This is a genomic window from Shewanella sp. SP1S2-4, assembly GCF_031932075.1.
GTDB classification, from domain to species: Bacteria; Pseudomonadota; Gammaproteobacteria; order Enterobacterales; family Shewanellaceae; genus Shewanella; species Shewanella baltica.
Genome location: NZ_JAUOET010000010.1, coordinates 87622 through 107588 on the forward strand (window position 1 = coordinate 87622; position 19967 = coordinate 107588).

The 19967-nt window shown below is 46.0% G+C and carries 21 protein-coding genes and 1 tRNA gene; 13 read left to right on the plus strand and 9 right to left on the minus strand.

Going from position 1 to position 19967, the window contains the following annotated elements; all coding sequences use genetic code 11:
• Positions 1–67: 67 nt before the first annotated feature.
• Both Q4Q52_RS11480 and Q4Q52_RS11485 read right to left on the minus strand, forming a co-directional pair.
• A complete protein-coding gene (locus tag Q4Q52_RS11480; RefSeq protein WP_311990674.1) occupies positions 68–868 on the minus strand; it encodes a hypothetical protein in 801 nt (266 codons plus the stop codon).
• Positions 869–896: 28 nt separating this feature from the next.
• Positions 897–2774, minus strand: a complete 1878-nt coding sequence (locus Q4Q52_RS11485) for an ATP-binding protein (RefSeq protein ID WP_311990675.1) — start codon at positions 2772–2774, stop codon at positions 897–899.
• A gap of 546 nt (positions 2775–3320) precedes the next feature.
• Here Q4Q52_RS11485 and Q4Q52_RS11490 point away from each other — a divergent pair.
• From Q4Q52_RS11490 to Q4Q52_RS11540, 11 genes are all read left to right on the plus strand, one after another.
• A complete protein-coding gene (locus Q4Q52_RS11490; protein ID WP_311990676.1) occupies positions 3321–3683 on the plus strand; it encodes a hypothetical protein in 363 nt (120 codons plus the stop codon).
• 126 nt (positions 3684–3809) lie between these two features.
• Positions 3810–4157, plus strand: coding sequence for a hypothetical protein (locus Q4Q52_RS11495; RefSeq protein ID WP_263238553.1), 348 nt, complete (start codon positions 3810–3812; stop codon positions 4155–4157).
• A 30-nt stretch (positions 4158–4187) separates the two neighbouring features.
• Positions 4188–4817 carry a hypothetical protein gene (locus Q4Q52_RS11500; protein ID WP_311990677.1) on the plus strand — a complete coding sequence of 210 codons (630 nt, stop codon included), beginning with the start codon at positions 4188–4190 and terminating at the stop codon, positions 4815–4817.
• Positions 4814–5878 carry a DGQHR domain-containing protein gene (locus Q4Q52_RS11505; RefSeq protein WP_311990678.1) on the plus strand — a complete coding sequence of 355 codons (1065 nt, stop codon included), beginning with the start codon at positions 4814–4816 and terminating at the stop codon, positions 5876–5878. Before Q4Q52_RS11500 ends, Q4Q52_RS11505 begins: the two co-directional genes overlap by 4 nt.
• Positions 5875–6183: a hypothetical protein gene (locus Q4Q52_RS11510; RefSeq protein ID WP_028760251.1), complete on the plus strand. Its 309-nt coding sequence runs from the start codon at positions 5875–5877 to the stop codon at positions 6181–6183. The genes Q4Q52_RS11505 and Q4Q52_RS11510 overlap by 4 nt, the downstream gene beginning before the upstream one ends.
• Positions 6184–6462 (plus strand): hypothetical protein, encoded by a 279-nt coding sequence (locus Q4Q52_RS11515; protein WP_011847799.1) that lies wholly within the window; start codon positions 6184–6186, stop codon positions 6460–6462.
• Positions 6459–6689, plus strand: a complete 231-nt coding sequence (locus tag Q4Q52_RS11520) for a hypothetical protein (RefSeq protein WP_106649446.1) — start codon at positions 6459–6461, stop codon at positions 6687–6689. The genes Q4Q52_RS11515 and Q4Q52_RS11520 overlap by 4 nt, the downstream gene beginning before the upstream one ends.
• The gene (locus tag Q4Q52_RS11525; protein ID WP_311990679.1) at positions 6686–7294 is read left to right on the plus strand and encodes a hypothetical protein; all 609 of its coding nucleotides are present in this window, start codon (positions 6686–6688) and stop codon (positions 7292–7294) included. Before Q4Q52_RS11520 ends, Q4Q52_RS11525 begins: the two co-directional genes overlap by 4 nt.
• The gene (locus Q4Q52_RS11530; protein WP_311990680.1) at positions 7291–7611 is read left to right on the plus strand and encodes a hypothetical protein; all 321 of its coding nucleotides are present in this window, start codon (positions 7291–7293) and stop codon (positions 7609–7611) included. Before Q4Q52_RS11525 ends, Q4Q52_RS11530 begins: the two co-directional genes overlap by 4 nt.
• A gap of 112 nt (positions 7612–7723) precedes the next feature.
• Positions 7724–7951: a hypothetical protein gene (locus Q4Q52_RS11535; RefSeq protein WP_006082046.1), complete on the plus strand. Its 228-nt coding sequence runs from the start codon at positions 7724–7726 to the stop codon at positions 7949–7951.
• A 5-nt stretch (positions 7952–7956) separates the two neighbouring features.
• Complete coding sequence (locus tag Q4Q52_RS11540) at positions 7957–9141, plus strand: recombinase (protein WP_220590485.1); 1185 nt, start codon at positions 7957–7959, stop codon at positions 9139–9141.
• 160 nt (positions 9142–9301) lie between these two features.
• Here the strand turns inward: Q4Q52_RS11540 and Q4Q52_RS11545 are convergent.
• Positions 9302–9378 (minus strand) — tRNA-Pro (locus Q4Q52_RS11545).
• 496 nt (positions 9379–9874) lie between these two features.
• Between Q4Q52_RS11545 and Q4Q52_RS11550 the strand changes: the two genes are divergently transcribed.
• Entirely contained in the window at positions 9875–12055 is a 2181-nt protein-coding gene (locus Q4Q52_RS11550) for a diguanylate cyclase (RefSeq protein WP_311990681.1), read from the plus strand.
• Positions 12056–12153: 98 nt separating this feature from the next.
• Here the strand turns inward: Q4Q52_RS11550 and Q4Q52_RS11555 are convergent, their stop codons facing one another.
• On the minus strand, positions 12154–13632 hold the full coding sequence (locus Q4Q52_RS11555; protein ID WP_311990682.1) for an alpha/beta fold hydrolase: 1479 nt from the start codon (positions 13630–13632) through the stop codon (positions 12154–12156).
• A gap of 185 nt (positions 13633–13817) precedes the next feature.
• On the opposite strand from Q4Q52_RS11555, the gene Q4Q52_RS11560 reads away from it, so the two are divergent.
• The gene (locus Q4Q52_RS11560) at positions 13818–14300 is read left to right on the plus strand and encodes a DUF6942 family protein (protein WP_311990692.1); all 483 of its coding nucleotides are present in this window, start codon (positions 13818–13820) and stop codon (positions 14298–14300) included.
• A gap of 261 nt (positions 14301–14561) precedes the next feature.
• Here the strand turns inward: Q4Q52_RS11560 and nadE are convergent, their stop codons facing one another.
• The 5 genes from nadE to Q4Q52_RS11585 form a co-directional block, all read right to left on the minus strand.
• A complete protein-coding gene (gene nadE / locus Q4Q52_RS11565; RefSeq protein ID WP_259520190.1) occupies positions 14562–15392 on the minus strand; it encodes an ammonia-dependent NAD(+) synthetase in 831 nt (276 codons plus the stop codon).
• Between the two features lie 201 nt (positions 15393–15593).
• Entirely contained in the window at positions 15594–16898 is a 1305-nt protein-coding gene (locus Q4Q52_RS11570; protein WP_113940875.1) for an inosine/guanosine kinase, read from the minus strand.
• A gap of 163 nt (positions 16899–17061) precedes the next feature.
• Positions 17062–18066: a ferrochelatase gene (hemH, locus tag Q4Q52_RS11575; RefSeq protein ID WP_311990683.1), complete on the minus strand. Its 1005-nt coding sequence runs from the start codon at positions 18064–18066 to the stop codon at positions 17062–17064.
• Positions 18067–18177: 111 nt separating this feature from the next.
• A complete protein-coding gene (gene adk / locus Q4Q52_RS11580) occupies positions 18178–18822 on the minus strand; it encodes an adenylate kinase (RefSeq protein ID WP_006082054.1) in 645 nt (214 codons plus the stop codon).
• A 140-nt stretch (positions 18823–18962) separates the two neighbouring features.
• Positions 18963–19826 carry a tetratricopeptide repeat protein gene (locus Q4Q52_RS11585; RefSeq protein ID WP_311990684.1) on the minus strand — a complete coding sequence of 288 codons (864 nt, stop codon included), beginning with the start codon at positions 19824–19826 and terminating at the stop codon, positions 18963–18965.
• Positions 19827–19967 lie beyond the last annotated feature (141 nt).

Here is a 19967-nt window from a genome sequence, read left to right on the forward strand (position 1 = left end):
TAAAAATGGAGCAACGCGACATGCACAAAAACGCGCGTAGTAATATGTGTCCGCGTGCAGCTTTTTGTTATGTGATTGCATCATAGTCGATTTTGTTGAATCGCGGAGACTGCTGCTTTAATTGCGACCAGTCAAAATCATATTTTTCTGAAACAGGCCAATCATCTGGAAACTCTATATGAAAAAACCCCCCAAGAGCTGGCTGCGTATCATAGTAGCTATCGACATTTACTCCAAGGCTAGATCCCTCTCCTGGTGTAAACGATTCGGTTCGAAATTGAGATGACAATAAAACCAATAGCCCAGATATAGCTGCAATCATGTTTTTTAAGCTAGCGTGACTAAATTCGTTATGACGATCATGCTTAGATTTATTATAGGCTTGGTACCACGTTAAAGAACCGTTGCTATTCCATTCTTCAAATGGCTTTATTACTCCCAATGAACCTGACCATATAGGTATATGAACGACGTATGATGAGAGCCGGTGTGTTTTGTTAACTTTTTTATAATCGTTAATATTCCAGCTTTTCTCTGGGCGTGGCTGCCCAGATTTATTGCCGCTTGTGAAAACCGGATTGAAGATGTTTTCTTTAAGAATTGCTTTGAAGTTGGCTTCAACTTCCATGCATGCTCTCATCAGTAATTCGTGCGTTCTAAAGGAATATGTATCGTTGTTTACATCAGCTGGCTCGATATATTCAAAGCATTTGATTAGATCAGACTGAATTATTTTAAACGCTCGGGTGTAATGCTCCCGCGCCAAGGCATATTCTTGATCGACGATGTATGCCCAGTCGCTATACCCAGAGTTTGGCCCTTCGACAATAGCTCTGTAATTCCTATAAAAAGGCTTATCATGACTCACAAATAATTCCCCGATTTCACATAACGCTTCAAGCAGGGGCGCAGTTTTGCTGCGTTCCTTGGCTTGACTTGTTATGTGCATTGACAATGTTTTTAACTTGCTCAAATAAGGGTACAAACGCCTCAAATGACTTAGGACCAAGTGATCTAACCTTTTCAGAAAAATCTCTCTTTTTCCCTTTGAATACTACAATCTCTCCACCACCCTGTATTATTTCTACTGAAAAATATTGGGATAAGGACGGTACTCCATAAAAAAGTAACTCTATAGATAAATGCGATTTATCTTTAAATGTTTCAATACCACTTTTTATAACTTGTCTTTCGATCTTTTCTTGTGTCGGAACAGGTAACAATATTGCATGAGCATTCAACTCAGCATGACACTTGCATAGACATTTTCGAGGATCGGTCTCAACTAATTTTGATAACTGATTCAATCCATTCCAAGAGTTAAAACCTTCTGCATCAAAATCAAAAAGAGCAATCAGAGGTCTCTCTTTGTAGTTTACAAATATCCCATCTTGACCATCGTGGCCACGCCGAAATAAATTTGCTAAAAATGACGCATCAAAGCAATCTTGGACAAAGAAAGGTATATCAATTTCAGGGTATAACTTGGCCCAGGCTGCCTCTATAATGATTTTATCTGTAATACCTTCTGTAAAAAGTATGGGCAAATCAGTTTTAGATAAATTGTAATTTACACTTAATGTAGGCTCTATATCATTTAGGGTAGCAAACCCCTCGGTAAGAATTGACAGAGCCTCTTTTTTTGAGCGCTTTTCGATTCGATTCCCACCAGACTTATTCATAATAAATATTGATTCTTCTGGTGATAGAGCAATTGTTGAAGGCGAATGCGAAACCAGTATCACTTTAATGCCATTCTCCAAAAATATGTTTTGAATCACGCCAAGCATGTTCTTCATCATTGAGGGGTGAAGTGATGCATCTACTTCATCAAGCAGCAGAATGTCTGGAAAATGATTGTCGGAAGTCGACTTATAGATTGATGCAACTAGCGCCATTAAAACTCTTTCACCAGAAGATAGGTTCGCAAAATCCAGTTTCAATTCAGGAGTTCTTGTATGCTCAAGTTTAAGTTGATACTGCGAAAAGTAATCTAATCCTTCAGGTGTACTTACCCTATATTCAAGTGTGTCAAATTTTTCCATTATTTCATTTATAATGTCCCACGGCTTTCTTCCGTGCTTTTTAATAAATTCATTTTCACTTAAGACGGGGTAATTCTTTCCGTTCTCACTATTCTCGTAGTGGTAAAATCTATTCTGTTGGTATTTTACGTAATAATCCCATATAACCTTCCCTAGTTGCACCGGCAAAAAGTCGTTCTTGAACATATAAGGCTTATAGATAGAATTGAAATCTTCTTCTTTAATTTCATCGGCACTATACGGAAGTCTTTTAACAACCGACAAAATGCCTTGAGCTTGTGCATTCCCTTTCATTTGGTTGTTACCAAAAAGTCCCCTTATAGAATCTCGATAACTTTTAAGAGTAGTTACTCCCAACTCCCACAATCCCTTGTTTTCATTTTTGCATTCCTCTTTAAGTTGAAGGTATAAATTTTGATCAATTTGCTTTTTCCAGTTTGGAGTATGAGGCTTAACCTTTTGCTGATAGAAGGTCCACGCTGCAGTTGTTTCTTGCTTAATTTGTTGTGCATTAAACGCCGCCTCGTTTTCCAGCTTAAAGTTCTCATAGTTGAAGTGAACAACAGTTGCATTTTCAAGGCCTTGAATAACGCACTTCTTTTGCTCGATAGCGCTCAACAAATGACTTTTCCCAGAACCATTAACACCTGTAAGAACAGTAAAATCAGATAGTTCAATTGGGTTGAACTCCGTAATAGAAACATGAGGTTGCTTAAAAACAAGTTCCATTTTATAAATCTCTAAAATACTAAATGCACATAACGTCTTAGTGCGCGCGCATTTATCTCATTAGACTAGTTAAAATGACGCGCACAGTTAACTACTTGTATTGCAAAGAACTTATCAGCTTTCCTTCGGATATACCATCAGGAAAACGCGAATGTGAGTTTTCCAAACCTATTATCTAACCGACATAAAACCTAACCTATTAAATTTTAATAGTTTTACCTTTATAGCATTGAGATAGCGCGCACAGAAATTGACTTCTTTGAAGAGCTACTCGCTCGTATGATTACGATTTACAGTCCACGCATTAGCAAGTTTTCGGACATAACAACGCATTCAACCTCCCCAGCAAACATGACATTACCTAGCATCACCATAAATCCTCTTTAGCTCAATACCTTACTTTACATAAACACTCGAACAAAAAGCCATCAAATCAAAATCAACTAAATTTTAGTCAAGTTTTTTAAACCAATTAACTTGACTCACAAGTCAAGTTATCTTAACTTTACGCTCATGTTCAATAAACCCACTACCGAGGACAAGGAAATGATTCTAGCGAAAGTTCACACCACACCTAAGCAACGCGATGAGTTTCGTCTACTGGTTGCAATACGTTTTGCCTGCTTGATGGCGCTGGCCAAGGGCCACACTGACCCGATGGATTGCCCACGGGTGCAAGCCCGCTGCGCCGAGCTGGTCAAGCATTTTGCCTATCACCACCCAAGCGCCGCCTTTTACCGCCAGTTCATCCGCCACACGGGCGAACTTGGGCTCAACTTCTGCCTGCGCTTTACTGAGCCGCAACAAGGCTTGTACGGCAAGGTGATGGTGTGGCGTAACGACTCGCAAGCCGTCACTAATGTGCATCCGCTGCACACGATGACAACTGCCGCGCCCGTCGGCCACTAACGCAGTAGAGCCGCAGAGCCGCCGCGCACATTCACGATTTAGGCTATCTAGGCAAAGCAACCAAGGGGTGATGGTCCATATCCCTGTAACGATAACGGCGACAGTTTCACCTTGTTGGAGGCAATTATGTTTTTTGTTTACGGCGTGTCCATGACCTTAGCGAAAAATCAAGCGGCCAAAAAGTGCAGCACCTCAGTAGGCGCGCACCCTAACCGCCGTCAACTGAGCCCCGACGAGTACCAAGCTAAGTTGAATGATATGGCGCAGCATTTGTTTGAAACCATGAAGCCACAACGCCTGTCGCATTCGTTATCGACGCCCGCGCTGTGCCAGCAATATATCGTGTTAGCCATGACCCAAGAAGCCCACCGCGATGTGCATATTCGCTATCACAAGCTGTCGGACAAGGTGAACCCCAAAACCAAGAAACCCATCATCAATCTGGTGGTGTTTAACGGCGAAGTCGCAGCTTAGCTCTGCTGATTCAAAAGGAAGGAATTGCGTATGAACCACCCAACGAGAGCATCATTTTTAAACGATGTGGCCGAACATCAACTCACCATTCTTAAAGATGATGGGGTGTTCCGTCACATGGAACTCAGCCAAGACAGCTTTGAGCATCGCTTTGAGATCACCACATGGCCGCAGCATTTGTGCATCAGTGGCGATATGGGTTGTTACGTATTTTCTCGGGTTCAGGACATGTTTTGCTTCTTTCGCCAAAGCGATGATGACTGGGGCGTGAATGCGAGTTACTGGGAAGAAAAGGTACAGGCTGAGTGTAAAACCGATGGCACTCGTGAGTTTGATGCCAAAGAAGCCGATCAACGCCTTGAGCAGTTTTTGCAGTGGTTTATCGAAGGGCAGGATCCAACGAACGAAGAAGAGGCAGAGGCGATTAGCAGTGCGACCAATGCCGTTAAGGAGTTTACCCAAAACCGCGAAAACGCCGAGTGGGATGTGGTTTATCGCCTCAATAATTGGGATGAAGAAGATGCAGGCGGCATGACGTTAGATGATTTTTGGGATGGCTGGAAAGACCCTTTCACCTATCGCTTTATCTGGTGCTGTTACGCGATTGTGTTTGCCATCCGCCAGTACGATGAAGCCACCCAAAGCAAGGAGGCAGCATGATGGATATGTGTTACTCAATGCCCGCTGTGATGGGCGTACAAGGTGGCAAAGTGTTTTACACCGTTATCATGTCAATGCGTGTACTGGTTCGTATGTTACGCATTGACGATGCCGGCAGTGTGCTCGACCGCAGCCAGCGCAAAGTTAACCCTGCCCGTGCTAAATCCATTGGCAATTACATGGTAACGAATCCAACGGGGTATTTTCTGCCAGGCATCATCGGCGTGGTTGAAGTGCCCACTGGTGGCGATGCGCCAAAGTTCGAAGCGTCCGAAATCAGCGGCGTGGTTGGTGTATTAAAAGTTGGCCTTGATTCGATTATCAAGTTGTTCGATGGCCAGCACCGCGCCACCGGTATCGCAAAGGCACTCGAAAAATCACCTGAGATTGCCCAAGACTCAATCTCTATCACCCTGTACATGAATTTGTCGCTGCAAGAACGCCAGCAAGCGTTTACCGATATCAACCAAAACGCCAGCAAGCCGCCTCAAGGTTTGTCAGATACCTACAACCACAGGGATGAGCTATCAAAGCTCACCATGGATTTAGTGAACCAAATCGACTGGATGCAAGGCCGTGTTGATTTTGCGACAAACAAACCCACGGCACAGAGCGAGTGCTATTGGTCCTTTAAACAAATTAAAGACGCCACGGCCATCATGCTGGGTACCAAGAAAAACTTTGAGCCCTATCATGCCACCCTTGCCTATGACTTTTGGAGCAGCATGGGCGCAGCAATGGAGCTCCAATCCCTTGGCAGTAAAGAGCGCGAAACCAGCTTGTTTACCACCACGGTAATGCTTAAAGCACTGGCGAGCGCCGCAAGCGAGGCAGAATCCATCGGCCAACGCCACTGGCGCCACGCTTACCAAAATCTCGTTTGGAGTCGCAATAGCCAAGACTTTACAGGCCGCTGCATTTGCCCCAAAACAGGCAAGCTACTCGCCAACGCCGATGCCGTGACGCTGACCTCAAACCTCATTCTTAAAACCATGCAGCAAAAGCTCGACCCCGTTCGCGCCAGCGTTGAAAGAACGTTTTTCCCTGAGGTGGCAGCATGAACCACTTACTCCCGGGCTTTGAATCACAAGAGCGCGTTGCGTTATTGCTGTCGCTTACCCGCATTAGTTCGCCCGAGGTGATTGCCGCGTTAACGCTGCATTACACCAGCGCCCTACCCGCCGAACGTGCGGCGGCTCGCCACGGTATTGAACTTTCAAACTTTATGCGCGGGCAAAAGAAGTTAGAGCAAATCGCCGCCACGGTCGAGGCCATTAAAGCCATCGACTGGGCCAAGCTGCAATTAACTCATTTGCAATCAAGCGCTTTGCTAACAAGCCCTTTGCAACCGAAGCAGGTGGCCTAAATGACTCAATCAGCGGCGTTTCGCCATCTGTTAAATCATTACCGCAGCCATAAGTTAAGCCTGTTACTCAAGGCAACAACGGGCGACAGCATCAAAATCGCGCTGGCACTGGGCGCGCTAGATTGCCTGTACTGGCAAGCATTGGGCAACGGTTTAACCAACTTAGCCAAGGGCATTAGCCGCACCATAGTGTATTCGTACCGATATCACCCAATGCGCCTGCCCTGCCATTCGCCTGTCAGCCAAACAAGCGACAACCAAAACAAGGAGGCGGCATGAATACGTTTAGCACCAAAGATGGCGTGGTTACGCTATCTAAGCCCTACTTCACCTTGATGTGCGATCAGCAACAAATCGAAGTGAAGTACACCCCAAACAACTATCACGGTTGGGGCATTTGTAAGTCTTTTAACGCCATCGAGTGCAGCGACTTCGGCCAAGCCGACGCCGAAGTATTCGCACTCAACGCAGAATCAAAACTCAGGATAAAAGGAGAAGCAGCATGAGCACACCCAAGATTAAAGCGTTTCAAGTACAAGAACATTGCGAGGGTGCCGCGTGCATTGTGTTTCATCAACATGCTGCCGCCGCTCGCCGCATAGGTGCGGGCGAACTCAATCTGACCTTTGAAGATGATATGTCAGTCACTCGCTGCCCTGAATATGACCAATACGCTGAGCAAGGCAACGTACCTTATCAAGTGTTACTGGCCGATGGTTGGTGTTTTACCTGTTACCACTGCGGCAACCCAATTAAAGCCGAAGACGATGAAGGCAATGCGACGGAGATTGAAGCGGTGATCTGCATCGGCGAGGCGTTTTATTGCAACGCGGCGTGCCATTCACAAAAGCAAGCTGACATTACAGATCACAATGCTAAGGCCGAAGCCTTTAAGCAACGACTGTTATCACTGCGCCCTGATCTGACCTTCACGGCGTTTAACGGTGCATATCCACAGCTGTACTGCACTGCGACATTTACTTTTGAGGGTGCTCAATATGGTGGCTCAGTGGCCTATGACAAGGCTGGCGAGCTTGATTGGCGAGTATCAAACACTGATTTGCCTGCATGGCAAACATATCAAGCCCAGCGCCAAGGAGAAGCAGCATGAAGTCGATACAAGCAGCAACAGTTGAACGTGAAGAAGGTTATTGGACCCATCCCGATTTACCCGAGTGGGATGAAGGTGTGACCCGTGTGGAGTGTGAAGCATGGGCTGCACGCCAAGGCGGCGAGTTTGTGGCGATTTGGTTTGAACTAGATGCGCCTGAAAACCTCATCGAGCGCTACTTTGACGAGGGCGACACCGATATCAGCGATTGGCACCCCGTTTGCGACAAGGCCGGCTCATTCTTGCTGAGTATTCACGACACCGAAGATGGCCCCGTCGCGCTGTTCTTCGCGCCGAAAGATAAGGAAGCAGCATGAAGCAATCTGCAGGAAGCAGCAATTTTCAACCAGCGCCCAAAGTTCGATTTATCGTCAACTGAAAGCCGAGAACAAGCCGTTATCGCTCGATTTGAAATACTAGGAGTCTAAAATGTCCTATAGAAAACCTTCCAAACTAATGAGGGCCAGTGAGTGGTCTGAACGTGAGTTTGCAGCCAATTCCGCGCCTCAAAATCGTACCATTAAAGGTTGGATTTTACGTGGAGTGATTCGCGGGCTCATTGTAGATAACAAGGTCTATGTTTACGAAGACCAGCACTTTGGTGTCGCGCCCGCCGTTAGCAGCGCGGTGTCTGATTTAATTGCAGCCTCAAGGTAATTAACATGGTACGCCCAAAAAAGTCGCATAATAAAAATCTGCCTCAGCATCTAATGTTTGATAGCTCCAAGGGCACTTACCGCTTTACGCTGGTAAATGGTGTTCGCAAAACATTAGGTAAAGATAAAGTGCAGGCGATTCAAATTGCGGTTGAGTACAACCGCATTATGCGACCTACCGTTGGGTTAACGGTGGATCAATTGATTGAAGCCTCATGCGCCTCACCTCAAGCAGATGGACTGTCCTTTGCCAGCCATGTGGACCGCCTTTTAGAGTTGATATTTAAAGAGGAAGCACCAAGTAAGCAACTGGGCAGCACTATGCGCAACGATGCCGAACGGGTTAAAACCTATTTTGCTGAGGTTAGCAGCCAAGATATTAGCCTTGAGCACATCAACGGCTATCTAAACCAATACCATCCTGATGCCAGCCCCAATGTGCATAACCGCAAACTTGGATTTTTGGAGAAACTGATTAACTACGCAATCGACCAGTCCATCATGTTAGATAATCCGGCCTCTCGAAAGATGAAAAAACGCAAAACCAGAGGTAAGGAACGCCAACGCTTAAGCTTTGAAGTGTATCAACAAATCCATGCTGCTGCGCCACTGTGGTTACAAACGGCGATGGACCTTGCTTTGCAATCAACCCAAGCACGCCTTGAAGTATCGCGGATAAAATACAGCATTAAAAAACCTAAGGAAGGCCAATGTGGTTGCCTATGGTTTGATGAACCTGTCGATGGCATTTACGGCACATTATTTATTCATCGCCAAAAAGTGGAAGAGCAAGAAGCCAGCCATGTGGCAATCCCTATCGGTGAGGTATTAAAGGCCGTTATTGATAAAAGTCGTGATGGAGTGCTTTGTCCTTATGTGGTTCATCGCCGACCAGACAAACACAATAAGCAAAGTGAAGCGACTGATCATCGCTATCAGCTCGATCCTAATTATCTCAGCAGAGCGTTTTCAGCATTAAGGGATGAGTTAGCGCTGTTCAATCATTTAGAAATGAGCCAGCGCCCAACCTTCCACGAGATCCGTGCGCTTTCCGCCAGATTGTTTTCTGATATGGGTGTTGATCCTCAAGGCCGAATGGCTCACACCGATGCTAAGTCCACCAAAATCTATGTGCGGGATCATCTGCAATGGACCGAAGTACCTCACGCTGAAATTAAATTCAGCCATTAATAAAACTAATGCAACCAGCGCACTTGACCACTGTAATTCTGAAACCCGTTTCACCCCCATTTCACCACAGTTTCACCACCTCTAAGCAGTAAAAAGCCAAATTATAGACACAAAAAAGCCCGCAACTGATTAAGATTGCAGGCTTTTTTGTTTATGAATTTGGTCGGTATGAGAGGATTCGAACCTCCGACCCCTGACACCCCATGACAGTGCGCTACCGGGCTGCGCTACATACCGAAATTGTTTAAGTGAATTGTATTATTAGCGCTGACTTAGTCCGTTATAACGTATTGGCTATTTCAAGCTAATTTTTTAAATCACTTATCACCTAAGATACTGTTTATGGGGTTTATCTTAAGTGAGCCAGAACTGTAGCAATTGCCTTGCAACTGCGCAAGGGCTTCATGAGATCTCTTTGAACAACTGCTTAGTTTATGTTCTGAATGACACAATTTTCATCGATAACGGTTCTGAAATGGCCCCATCCATTGGTTATAGCATTCGTCAGCCTGCGACTGACGAGAATTGACCTATCTTCAGCGAAATCATCTAGTGGCACTATTTGTTTCGACAATCCGTTTCGACAATCCATTTCTATCATCAGCTTCAACAATCTATTTACGTTATAGCTTTGTTTGGGGAGGTAATTGAATGACTGGGATAGAGGCGTTGGGTTTATTTGTGCCATAATCACAGACAGTTAACACAAGCCATTTTCTAAAGGGACTTTTCTTTGCATTTACCCGCCTTCCAAACCACCCATCTCAGACTGGCCATTATTTTTGGGGTATTCGGCTTAGTTCTGAATCTTTTTCCCATCCCTCTATTCGCTAATGTGCAATTGATTCTCGGCAACGTGGCCGTGGTGATAGTGGCAATACTCTTAGGGCCTTGGTATGCGTTGATCACCGCCCTATTTACCGCAACGGGGCTCATGATCGTGTGGTCGAGCCCCCACGTGTATTTACTGTTTTTACTCGAAGCATTATGGCTTGGTTTTGCAAGGCGCCGAGATATTCAAATACTCTATGCCAGTGTGAGTTATTGGGTGTTATTGGGGATCCCGCTGTTAGCCATTTATGTGGCTGTCATTGCTCAGATGCCCGCTAGCCACATTCCTTTTACCGCGATCAAACAAGCCGTTAATGGCATGATTTACGCTGCAATTGGTGAACTCTGTGTGGTTGCTATTCCAAGCCTATGGCATTTTAAAGGCAAGCTGACCAATCTTAACCGGCGCACTTTTAGCTCGCAGCTCAGTTACTTGTTTACCTTAATCATTACTGTAAGTTTATTAGTTTCATCCTTAGCCTTTAATCACTTTTTCATTGATAAACAACAAGTGATGATTAATCGCAATCTGGACGATACGGCAACTCATTTGAGCCATGCAACCGACAACTACCTCGCTTACAACACGCAAGTCATCGCTAGCACGGCCAAGTTTTTGAGCCTGTCGAACGCTGGCATCAATGAGTGGCAGGCATTGCTATCGAGCATACATGATAGTAATCAAGGCTTTAAAACTATGCTGATTGCGAATGAACAAGGTAACTTACTCGCAGCCAGTCCAATGACCAATATTGTGAACTTAGAACGCCTAGCAGAAATTCCTTCTGTGATGGATAGAGAATACTTTATCCAAGCGTTTTATAACCATAAAACCTTTGTATCACCCGCATTTATCGGCAGAGGTTTTGGTAATGACGTGATCGTTGCCATCAGTGCCCCCATTTTTAGTCAAAATGACCCCAATCAAGCCAGAGGGATAGTCGAAGGCAGCTTAGATTTACGCTATTTTTCCAGCATAGATAAACAAAACCTGCACCATGAGCAGCAATCTATTTTGCTGACCGATGAGAACAATAATCTGATTTATGCCTCCGAAGGGTTAGGACTAGCACCTCTCACCCCCTTGTCATTCAGCAAAGGCAGTGAGATTTATCGCGCCCGGCTTCAACTGATGAACCTGCATAACCTAGATTCAAATACCCCTGAGTACATCTATGCCCAGCATAAGTTAAACAATGGGTGGCAACTCTATGTTTTAGAACCTTTTGTGCCGCTTTTAAAACTGGCTGAACGCCAATATGTCAACACGGTAATTTTGCTATTTTGCTCTTTAGTCGGCGCCTTTTTTATTACTAAAGCCATCAGTAAGTTACTGACCGAACCTCTGTCGCTTTTAGCGCAGCATTTCGGTCCCGCTAAGCAAGAAAAAGTCAGTGACGAGAAGTTTGAGCATGATCTACTCGATAAAAGTACCCCTAAAGAGATCTATAGCTTGTATGAAAGTTTGGCCTCAAACCAGCAAACCTTACTCGAACACCAACAAGAACTTGAACAAAAAGTACAGCAGCGCACCCAAGATTTAGAGGCCGCTAATATGAAATTAAAGGATTTAGCCGAGCGCGATCCGCTGACGAATCTCTATAATCGCCGCTATACCGAACACCAATTCCCGCTCATCCAACAGATGTGTGAACGGGGTCAAGATGCCATGACACTTGCCATAATGGACTTAGACCACTTCAAACAAATCAATGATACTTATGGTCATTTGGGCGGCGACGAGTGTTTAAAAGTGGTTGCTAAACTCTTAACGTTACTCTTCAAACGGGATATTGATTTAATCTCGCGCTACGGCGGCGAAGAGTTTTTGCTGATTTTGCCTATGTGTAATGCCCTGAAAGTCGAAGCACATCTTAATGAGTTTAAACAGCAACTCGCTGAAACAGTGATCATCAATCCGCAGGATAATCGAAGCTTCAATGTCACGGCGAGTATTGGCGCTGTGATTGCCAATGCCACCTATAGCGACTCTTTAGAGCACTGGCTTAAGCAAGCCGACAATAACTTGTATCTTGCAAAGGAACAGGGGCGTGATCGGGTTGTTTGCAGCCTGATTGTTTAACTGGCGCTTGTTTAGGAGAAAGCTGTTGAAGAGGCAGTCGTTCAAAGGTAAAGAAGGTTTAGGCCAGATTAGCTGAACGGTTAATCAATCACGAAATCCTAGTGCATATGGGCTAGTCGATACTCATCCATGCGCTCAAGTAGATACGGGAAGAAGGGATTCCATTTCTGGCGCAACATTTCCGATGCCGACACACTATACAAACCGCGCTCTCCCCGTGAAGCCGTCGCACCGATTTGTATCCGATGTAAATCAGGCTCAATGATCGCGCCATAGAGGCCATCATCCACACCAAAGGGTAGCGCAACATGGGACAAGGAATACACGCCAGCGGGCCAATACAGATCTAATGCACACACTTGTTCATTGCCTTCTGTGACCACTTTACCCTGTGCAGCTAAACCAAAGCTGCGCGCTTGAACTTGCGTGGTTTCATGACTGATATTTTCCACCACAGTGCCGCGATAATGCAGCGCAGGACTATTGATGCTCGCCAACAAGCCCGCCAGTGGATCATTGGACACCATTTTAGCATTCACATCGAGTCGGTTCATATCGAACAGCACGAGCTCATGGCCTTTTTCTGGTAACGTTTGATACAGATTATTCACCACCGCCGAAGTTGAAACGGTTGCATCCACGACCGACTGAAAAGTAAGTATCGATGGAACTTGCGCCCTTTGCGGCAAAGTTAATCCAGCCAATAAACCTTGATTGCGTAGCGCTAATTGATACACCACATCCCCCGCATTGACCGCAAAAGAGGTGTATTTAAAGGGATCGTACTCCACTTGAATGCTGTTCCATTGCAGCTTATCCAGCTCCAGCAATCGGCCAATCCAACTCTGCCAGCGTGCGGCCGCCGCCGATGGCGTTAACCCTATCGCAGGCGAGATAAAAATCATCCCAGCATAATCTGGGGTTTTATCTTGACTGATACGCTCTAACTCATGGTTTAGTGCTATGGCGGCACCGGTCGAAAAGCCCACAACAAATAGCGGTTTACCTTTCAGTGTTTGCCGCATATGCGCCGTCGCTAAATTTACCGCAGCGACGAGATCTTGCCAATAAACCTCTGTTAAGCCACTCGGAATGGTGCCATGCCCTGGCAATCTTAAGCCCAGAACATGGGCTTTACCTTTAAAATGCGCTGCCACATTGGATAAGGCATAGGGCGAGTCTGACATGCCGTGGAGCAGCAATATCCCAAACTCGGCATCGGCTTTGGGCCATTCATAACTGCGATTCCAATTTTGGGGCCAATGGGCAGGATCGGATAAACTATTTTTGACATAGCGGTTCACGGGAGAAAATTCATTGGCAGGAATTTTTTGGACGACTTTGCGCTCAACTTCGGCGAATAAGCGCTCTTCTAGCGCTAAGTACTCATTAAAACTAGCGAGTTTAGTATTGTAATGGAACTCATTTTCTAACTCGACCGTATGCCATAACGACAATTCAGGTCGCGCATTAAGAAAGTAAATCCCTGTCGCGAGCAACGCCACCGCAATACCAATACTCGCATACGCTGCGGCTAAGAATAGGTGTTTTGTCGAACCTATGATAATGGCCTTCATGGCGATTCCTAGAAAACAATAAGATAAAATCAGCAAGCCAATTATACGGTTAGATAAAAACATCCTTCAAATTTTTTACCGTGATAACATCCTCTGCCATAAGCCGCGCCATTTTATTAACTGCATAAGCCCTAATTGGGTTAGGATCGAAAGTGTCTTATTCCGACGAAATTTATACACACTTGATGATTATCGGTAATCCACACGCTAGGTTCGCCTACTATCTTCCTACCGCGCCGCTGATACCTGACGGCTGGCATTACACTCAGCCAGACGCAGTCGGGGCACTCATTGCTCTAAATGGCAATCATTGGCGTAAGATCTTCACTATTATGGCAAAAATCAGCGCGGTTGGAAAAGATTGGCGCAGCTATCGTGACCAAGTGTTACTCAAGCAAAATGAACTGCTCTGCATAGGCGGCACTGAGTTGATGGCAAACGCGAAGATCCATCTCATCGCGGGGCAAGTGGCTGCAAAGTGTTTAGGACTCACCATGTCTGCAAGCGATACTCGTGCGCAGCATTTAACCGCCCAAAACAAATCCATAACCGCGATGACGCTTCCATCTTCGCAGGGACAACATTGTTTACTCACGCCCTATTTGGATTATCGCCAATACCCAAACCAACTGATCGCCCTGACACGCCAGAACTTAGCCGTTCCATAATCCCTACAACAAGATGCCGCTGCTAAATGTTGCGACCAGATGCCACTGTCACAGGCCTCAGCAACATTCCTCTGCAACATCCTCCAGTGAGATGCCCCTGCAGGATAGCCAGCTTCAATGAATAATCGCAGCCAGTCTCCTCGTTACAGCGACGCCAACAGCTGTAAAGGCTGCCACTAGCCCAGCAACTAGGTAAAAAAGACATAAAAAAGCACTCGCGAACTGAGTTCAAACGAGTGCATATTCGAGGACGATTCAGCGTTAGTCGTAGATGGTTGGGATAGGCTGACGTTTATGCTGCGTTGCCTTATAAATACCAATCAATTTGTCTTCAACTGCCTTGCCGACATCTTTACCCTCAAGGAAATCATCGATTTGCGCATAGGTTAGCCCCAGTGCGACTTCATCTTCGAGTAGCGGTTTATTGTCTTCTAGATCCGCAGTCGGCGCTTTATGCACTAAAGACTCTGGCGCACCAAGATACGCGGCAAGTTGACGAACTTGGCGCTTGTTAAGACCAAATAACGGCGCTAAATCGCAGGCACCATCGCCCCACTTGGTATAAAAACCTGTGATATTTTCGGCGCTGTGATCTGTCCCCACCACAAGCCCGCCTACGAGTCCGGCGAGTTCGTATTGCGCTATCATGCGCATACGGGCTTTAACGTTACCCTTCACAAAATCCACTTTGGCTACATCGGGTAAAGGCAATCCGGCTTCGGCTAACGCAGCAACGGTAGCGCTGTGCACACCATCAACCCCTTGATGCACATTCACTGTGACCAATTTAGAAGGTTGAATAAACTGACAGGCTGATTGCGCCTCATGCTCATCTTTTTGGATCTGATAGGGTAATCGCACAGCGATAAACTGGTAACCGCCTTGGCCATTTTCTTGGTTTAAACTGTCCACCGCCAACTGACACAAACGCCCAGCAGTAGAAGAATCCACCCCACCGCTGATCCCTAATACCAATGCCTTGCTACGCGCTTCTTTTAGTTTGGTTTTAATAAACGCGACACGACGTTGCACTTCGAACTCAGGCTCTATGGCCGTGAGTACCTTCATTTCTCTTAAGATTTGCGCTTTCACCGAAAATTCCACCTTAAATTATCGCTGTATTTGGACTACCTGAACCCGACTAACGTTAACATTTATTCGCAACTGCCTGTAGTTAAAATTAATGCTTAGTTAATTGATTATTGATAAACGCTATAAAAATAAGGGCAACAACGGTTTGCCGTTATTGCCCTAGCGTAAATCAGTCAGCTTAATACCAATACAGCTACCGACTTATCTTTCCCAGTAGGATTCTTCTAAGCTGTCTTCGCGCTCAGGTAAACCACGGGATAAACGCGGACTATGCTGGGCTAAGACTTCATAGGCGACGCGGTTAGCGTACTTACACACTTGCGAAAACGAGGAATAACACAGGCCATCGCGCTTATGTTTACTCGAACCCGGCACGTTAGTCTTATGGAAAGTATTAGCCGCCAGATCGTGCAATAACGCCGATAAGGCGCCATCGCCAGCGCCATTGGTATTCCCAATTTTTTCTGGACCGCCCATATAAGGTGAAATGTGGGCAAACACTTTAATCGGTGTTTCACAGTCATTCTTAAGCTTTGGACGAGAGAACTCATAACGGTTAAATTCTGGGATCGCGCCCGGCAACAGGGTATGAACGGTTTCGCGCTTTTCAGAATCTTCAGTATAACCCGCAGTATAAAGCCCGATAGGCCCCGCTGTGGTTAATACCATGTCGCACCATTCCAAGGCTTTTTCACTGGCAAGCAAAGGATCCCGTGAACCGGTTAAGGCTTCACCTTCATCTTCATTCATCGCCAAAATGGTGACATGTTCTTTGATGAAGTTTTGCCACCATTGTGGATCTTCTTCAATCAAGAAACGCGTGCCTAAGGTTAATACCACGGGCACTTCGGCGGCTTTTGCATATTCGATAGCGCACATGGCCGCATCGGTAATACGGTCGCCATCACTGGCGCGCATCAAATACGCGGTCAACACTAAGGCTGAACTGCCCTGCACCACGTCTTTATCGATAAATTCAGGTGTGAGTTTATCCATAGCGCCTTTGCTGATCGCAAATGTTCGCTCGCCGCACTCAGAAATCAGGGTAAAACAGCGACCGATAGGACCATCTACAGGTTGTAGAAAGTTAAGGTCGACTTTAGAAGAGGTATTACATAAATAGCGGTAGGCGTAACTGCCCACTTCGATATTCTGACTCATTACCCCAAACAGCACTGAACGGTCATCGGCCAGAATAGAATAGTTGTGCACTGTGTTACCAATAGTGCCACCAGCAAATTCATCGCTAATCAAACCATGAATTTTTAACTCAGTGTAGAGTCTGTGGGCCTGTTCATCATTGATCAAGGTAGAATTGCCTTTGGGCAAGCCATAACGGCTCAGCAATTCGTCTTCCACTTTCGCTTCGATATCCACTAAGGTTTGATCAATACCACTGATATAGGTCGCAAACGGCTGAGGCTGTTGAGTCAGCTGTTCAAGCAGCGGATCTCGGGTTTTAACCGGAAAATAATGTTTTGATTTACGCTGACCGGGAAACTTCATAGTGGCTCTCTTTTCCTGGCATCCATGCTAATTGGCGTCTGCCGAGGCGGTCAAGCCAAGCAGCATCCTAAAAATATTGAGTCTAGGCTAGCGAGACAAAAAAACCACCCCTTAGCCGGAAGGGCGCAGATTCTATCACAAAATCAGTTCGAAGCCAGTGCTCCTATACCCAAGATACCGCTTGTTCTTGGATTAATTGCCGTAATAATTCAATGTGTAACTCATCGTCGTTTAAACAAGGGATAAACCGATAGTCGCTGCCACCTGCATCTAAAAAGGTTTCCTTAGCGCCGATGGAGATTTCTTCTAAGGTTTCGAGGCAATCGGTCGCAAAAGCTGGGCAAATCACATCGACACTTTTGATCCCTTGTGCTGGTAACTCGGCCAATAGTTTATCGGCGTAGGGCGTTAACCATTCTTCGCGGCCAAAGCGCGATTGGAAGCACACCTGCCATTGCGACTCGCTAAGCTCAAGTTTTTGCGCTAACAGTTTCGCCGTGACAAAACACTGCTCGCGGTATGGATCGCCCTCTTTCACATAACGCAGTGGAATACCGTGAAATGACAATAGCAACTTGTCGGCCTGCCCATGGGTTTTCCAGTGACGCGTCACACTATGCGCCAGCGCCGCTATATAAGCATCATGATCAAAATAGTCTTTATTAAAGCGAACCTGAGGTATGTCACGCACGGTTTTCAGATAACTGGCAACGGCATCGAACACACTTGCCACCGTCGAGCAGGAATATTGGGGATACAAAGGCAGCACAACAATGCGCTCAGCCCCTTGGTCTTTCAGGCGTTCAAATCCCGCATCTATGGAGGGATTGCCGTAACTCATGCCCAGTTCAACCGGAATGGTCTGGTTAAACGTGGCGCTTAAGTCCACAGCCAGCTTTTGTGCTTGGCGTGCACTTATCACCATCAAGGGCGAGCCTTCTGGCGTCCACACGCTTTGGTAGAGTTTGGCGACTTTCGCCGGACGGGTGTTGAGGATAATGCCGTTCAGCAGCGGTTGCCAAATCCACGGCGATAAATCAACGACACGGGGATCACTTAAAAACTGCCTTAAAAATCGTTTTACGGCCTTAGGGCTAGGTTCATCAGGCGTGCCGAGGTTAACCAATAACACACCAAAAGCAGGGGAAGGATTCAACGTTAGGCTCATGGTTAATGAAGTTCACTTGGAGGCTAACATTCAGATGCCCATAAAAAAAGCCTGCATCGGCAGGCTTTTTTCTAATATGAGAACTCGTTCTCGTAAATTAAGCTTTTTCGGTTATTTCAACACGCTGGCAAGCTGCTCACTCACGGCCGCAACCGATTGAGTACCGTCAAACTTGTTGTATTGAGTTTGACCAGCTGCAGCCACTTTACCGTAGTATTCAACCAGCGGCTTAGTTTGCTCGTGGTAAATAGCAAGACGTTTACGCACTGTGCTTTCTTCGTCATCTGGACGAATAGCTAAATCTTCGCCCGTCACGTCGTCTTTACCTTCCACTTTAGGTGGATTGAAAACCACATGGTAAACACGGCCTGAACCTGGGTGAACACGGCGACCGCTCATGCGCTTAACGATTTCTTCGTCTGGCACATCGATTTCAATCACGTGATCAATGCTAATACCGTTTGCCGCCATCGCATCCGCTTGTGGAATAGTACGTGGGAAACCGTCTAACAAGAAACCTTTAACACAGTCTTCCTGTGCGATACGCTCTTTAACCAGACCGATGATCAGATCATCAGAAACCAGTTGACCAGCATCCATCACTTTTTTCGCTTCCAAACCCAGTGGAGTACCGGCTTTGACCGCGGCACGTAACATATCACCAGTGGAAATTTGTGGGATACCATACTGTTCCATAATGAACTGGGCCTGGGTACCTTTACCGGCACCTGGGGCGCCCAATAGGATAATGCGCATCTCAAGAGTCCTCTTTTCGCATTGATATTCTTCTTAGGGCGGCGATCTTCGCACATCTGGCCGCCATTGAGAAGGCTTTTAGCTTCGACTTTAGCCTCAGAAACCGCAAATAAACTGCCGTTCCTTAGGCATTTTTATCATTAATAGAGCAAGGTATAGAGCTTACGGCGGTATTGATTGGCTATGGGATTACCTTGGCCAAGTGCCGTTAATACTTCCATAAACACTTGTTTTACTGTGCCATTTTCAGCACCTAAATCTTTACTGAGCACACCGAGTAACAGATCTAATGCTTCATCATCGCGGTGGGCGGCATGCAATGCCTTACTCAGCTCGAGTAATAACACTAAATCTGTTGGATTTTGCTCAAACTTTTGCTGTAAATCGCGAATTTCAGGGGTATCCGCTGCATCTAGGGCAAGTGCGAGCTTGGCTTTTAAACTCTGGTAGTAACCGTCTTGGTCGGCAAGCCCGACTTTCTCAAGCATGGCTTGCGCTAACACTAATTCGCCCTGCATCAGATACACATCGGCGAGCACTAAACTCACCTCACCCGCTTGATTTGAGCCTGCATGCGCGTCTTTAAGCAACACGGCAGCAGTGGCAAGATCCTCTGCGCTCACTTGACTAAGGGCGAGTAATGCTTTGGCCTGTGCTAACTGTAACTGCCACATAGGCGGTAAATGTTTATCCAGCATGGCTGTGACTTGCGCCGCATCTTGCAGGCCAGCAAAACCATCGACAGGCTGACCTTTATCCAATACTAACGTGGTCGGTAGACTTTGAATGCGAAAGTAATTGGCAATTTCTAATTCTGCTTCACAGTCAACTTTAGCGAGCACGAATCGACCCGCATTTTGCGTGGCAATGTGCTCTAAGGTGTGCAGCATAGCCACACTTTGTTCCTGCGGCTGTGCCCAAAATGCTAACACCACGATCTGCTGCATCGAGGCATCAACCACTTGCTGAATATTATCTTTAGTCAGGCTGAGGATATTGTCCATAGTATTCCCTTAACGTTTAAGGCCTCAATCATGGGAGGCCTTATGCTTTTAAAACGAAGCGTTAGCACTCAGTTTCAACGCGCTATTTTAAAATCGTTGTCTTAACAGCTTGTATACCCAAGCAACCTGAAGAGTCGAGTT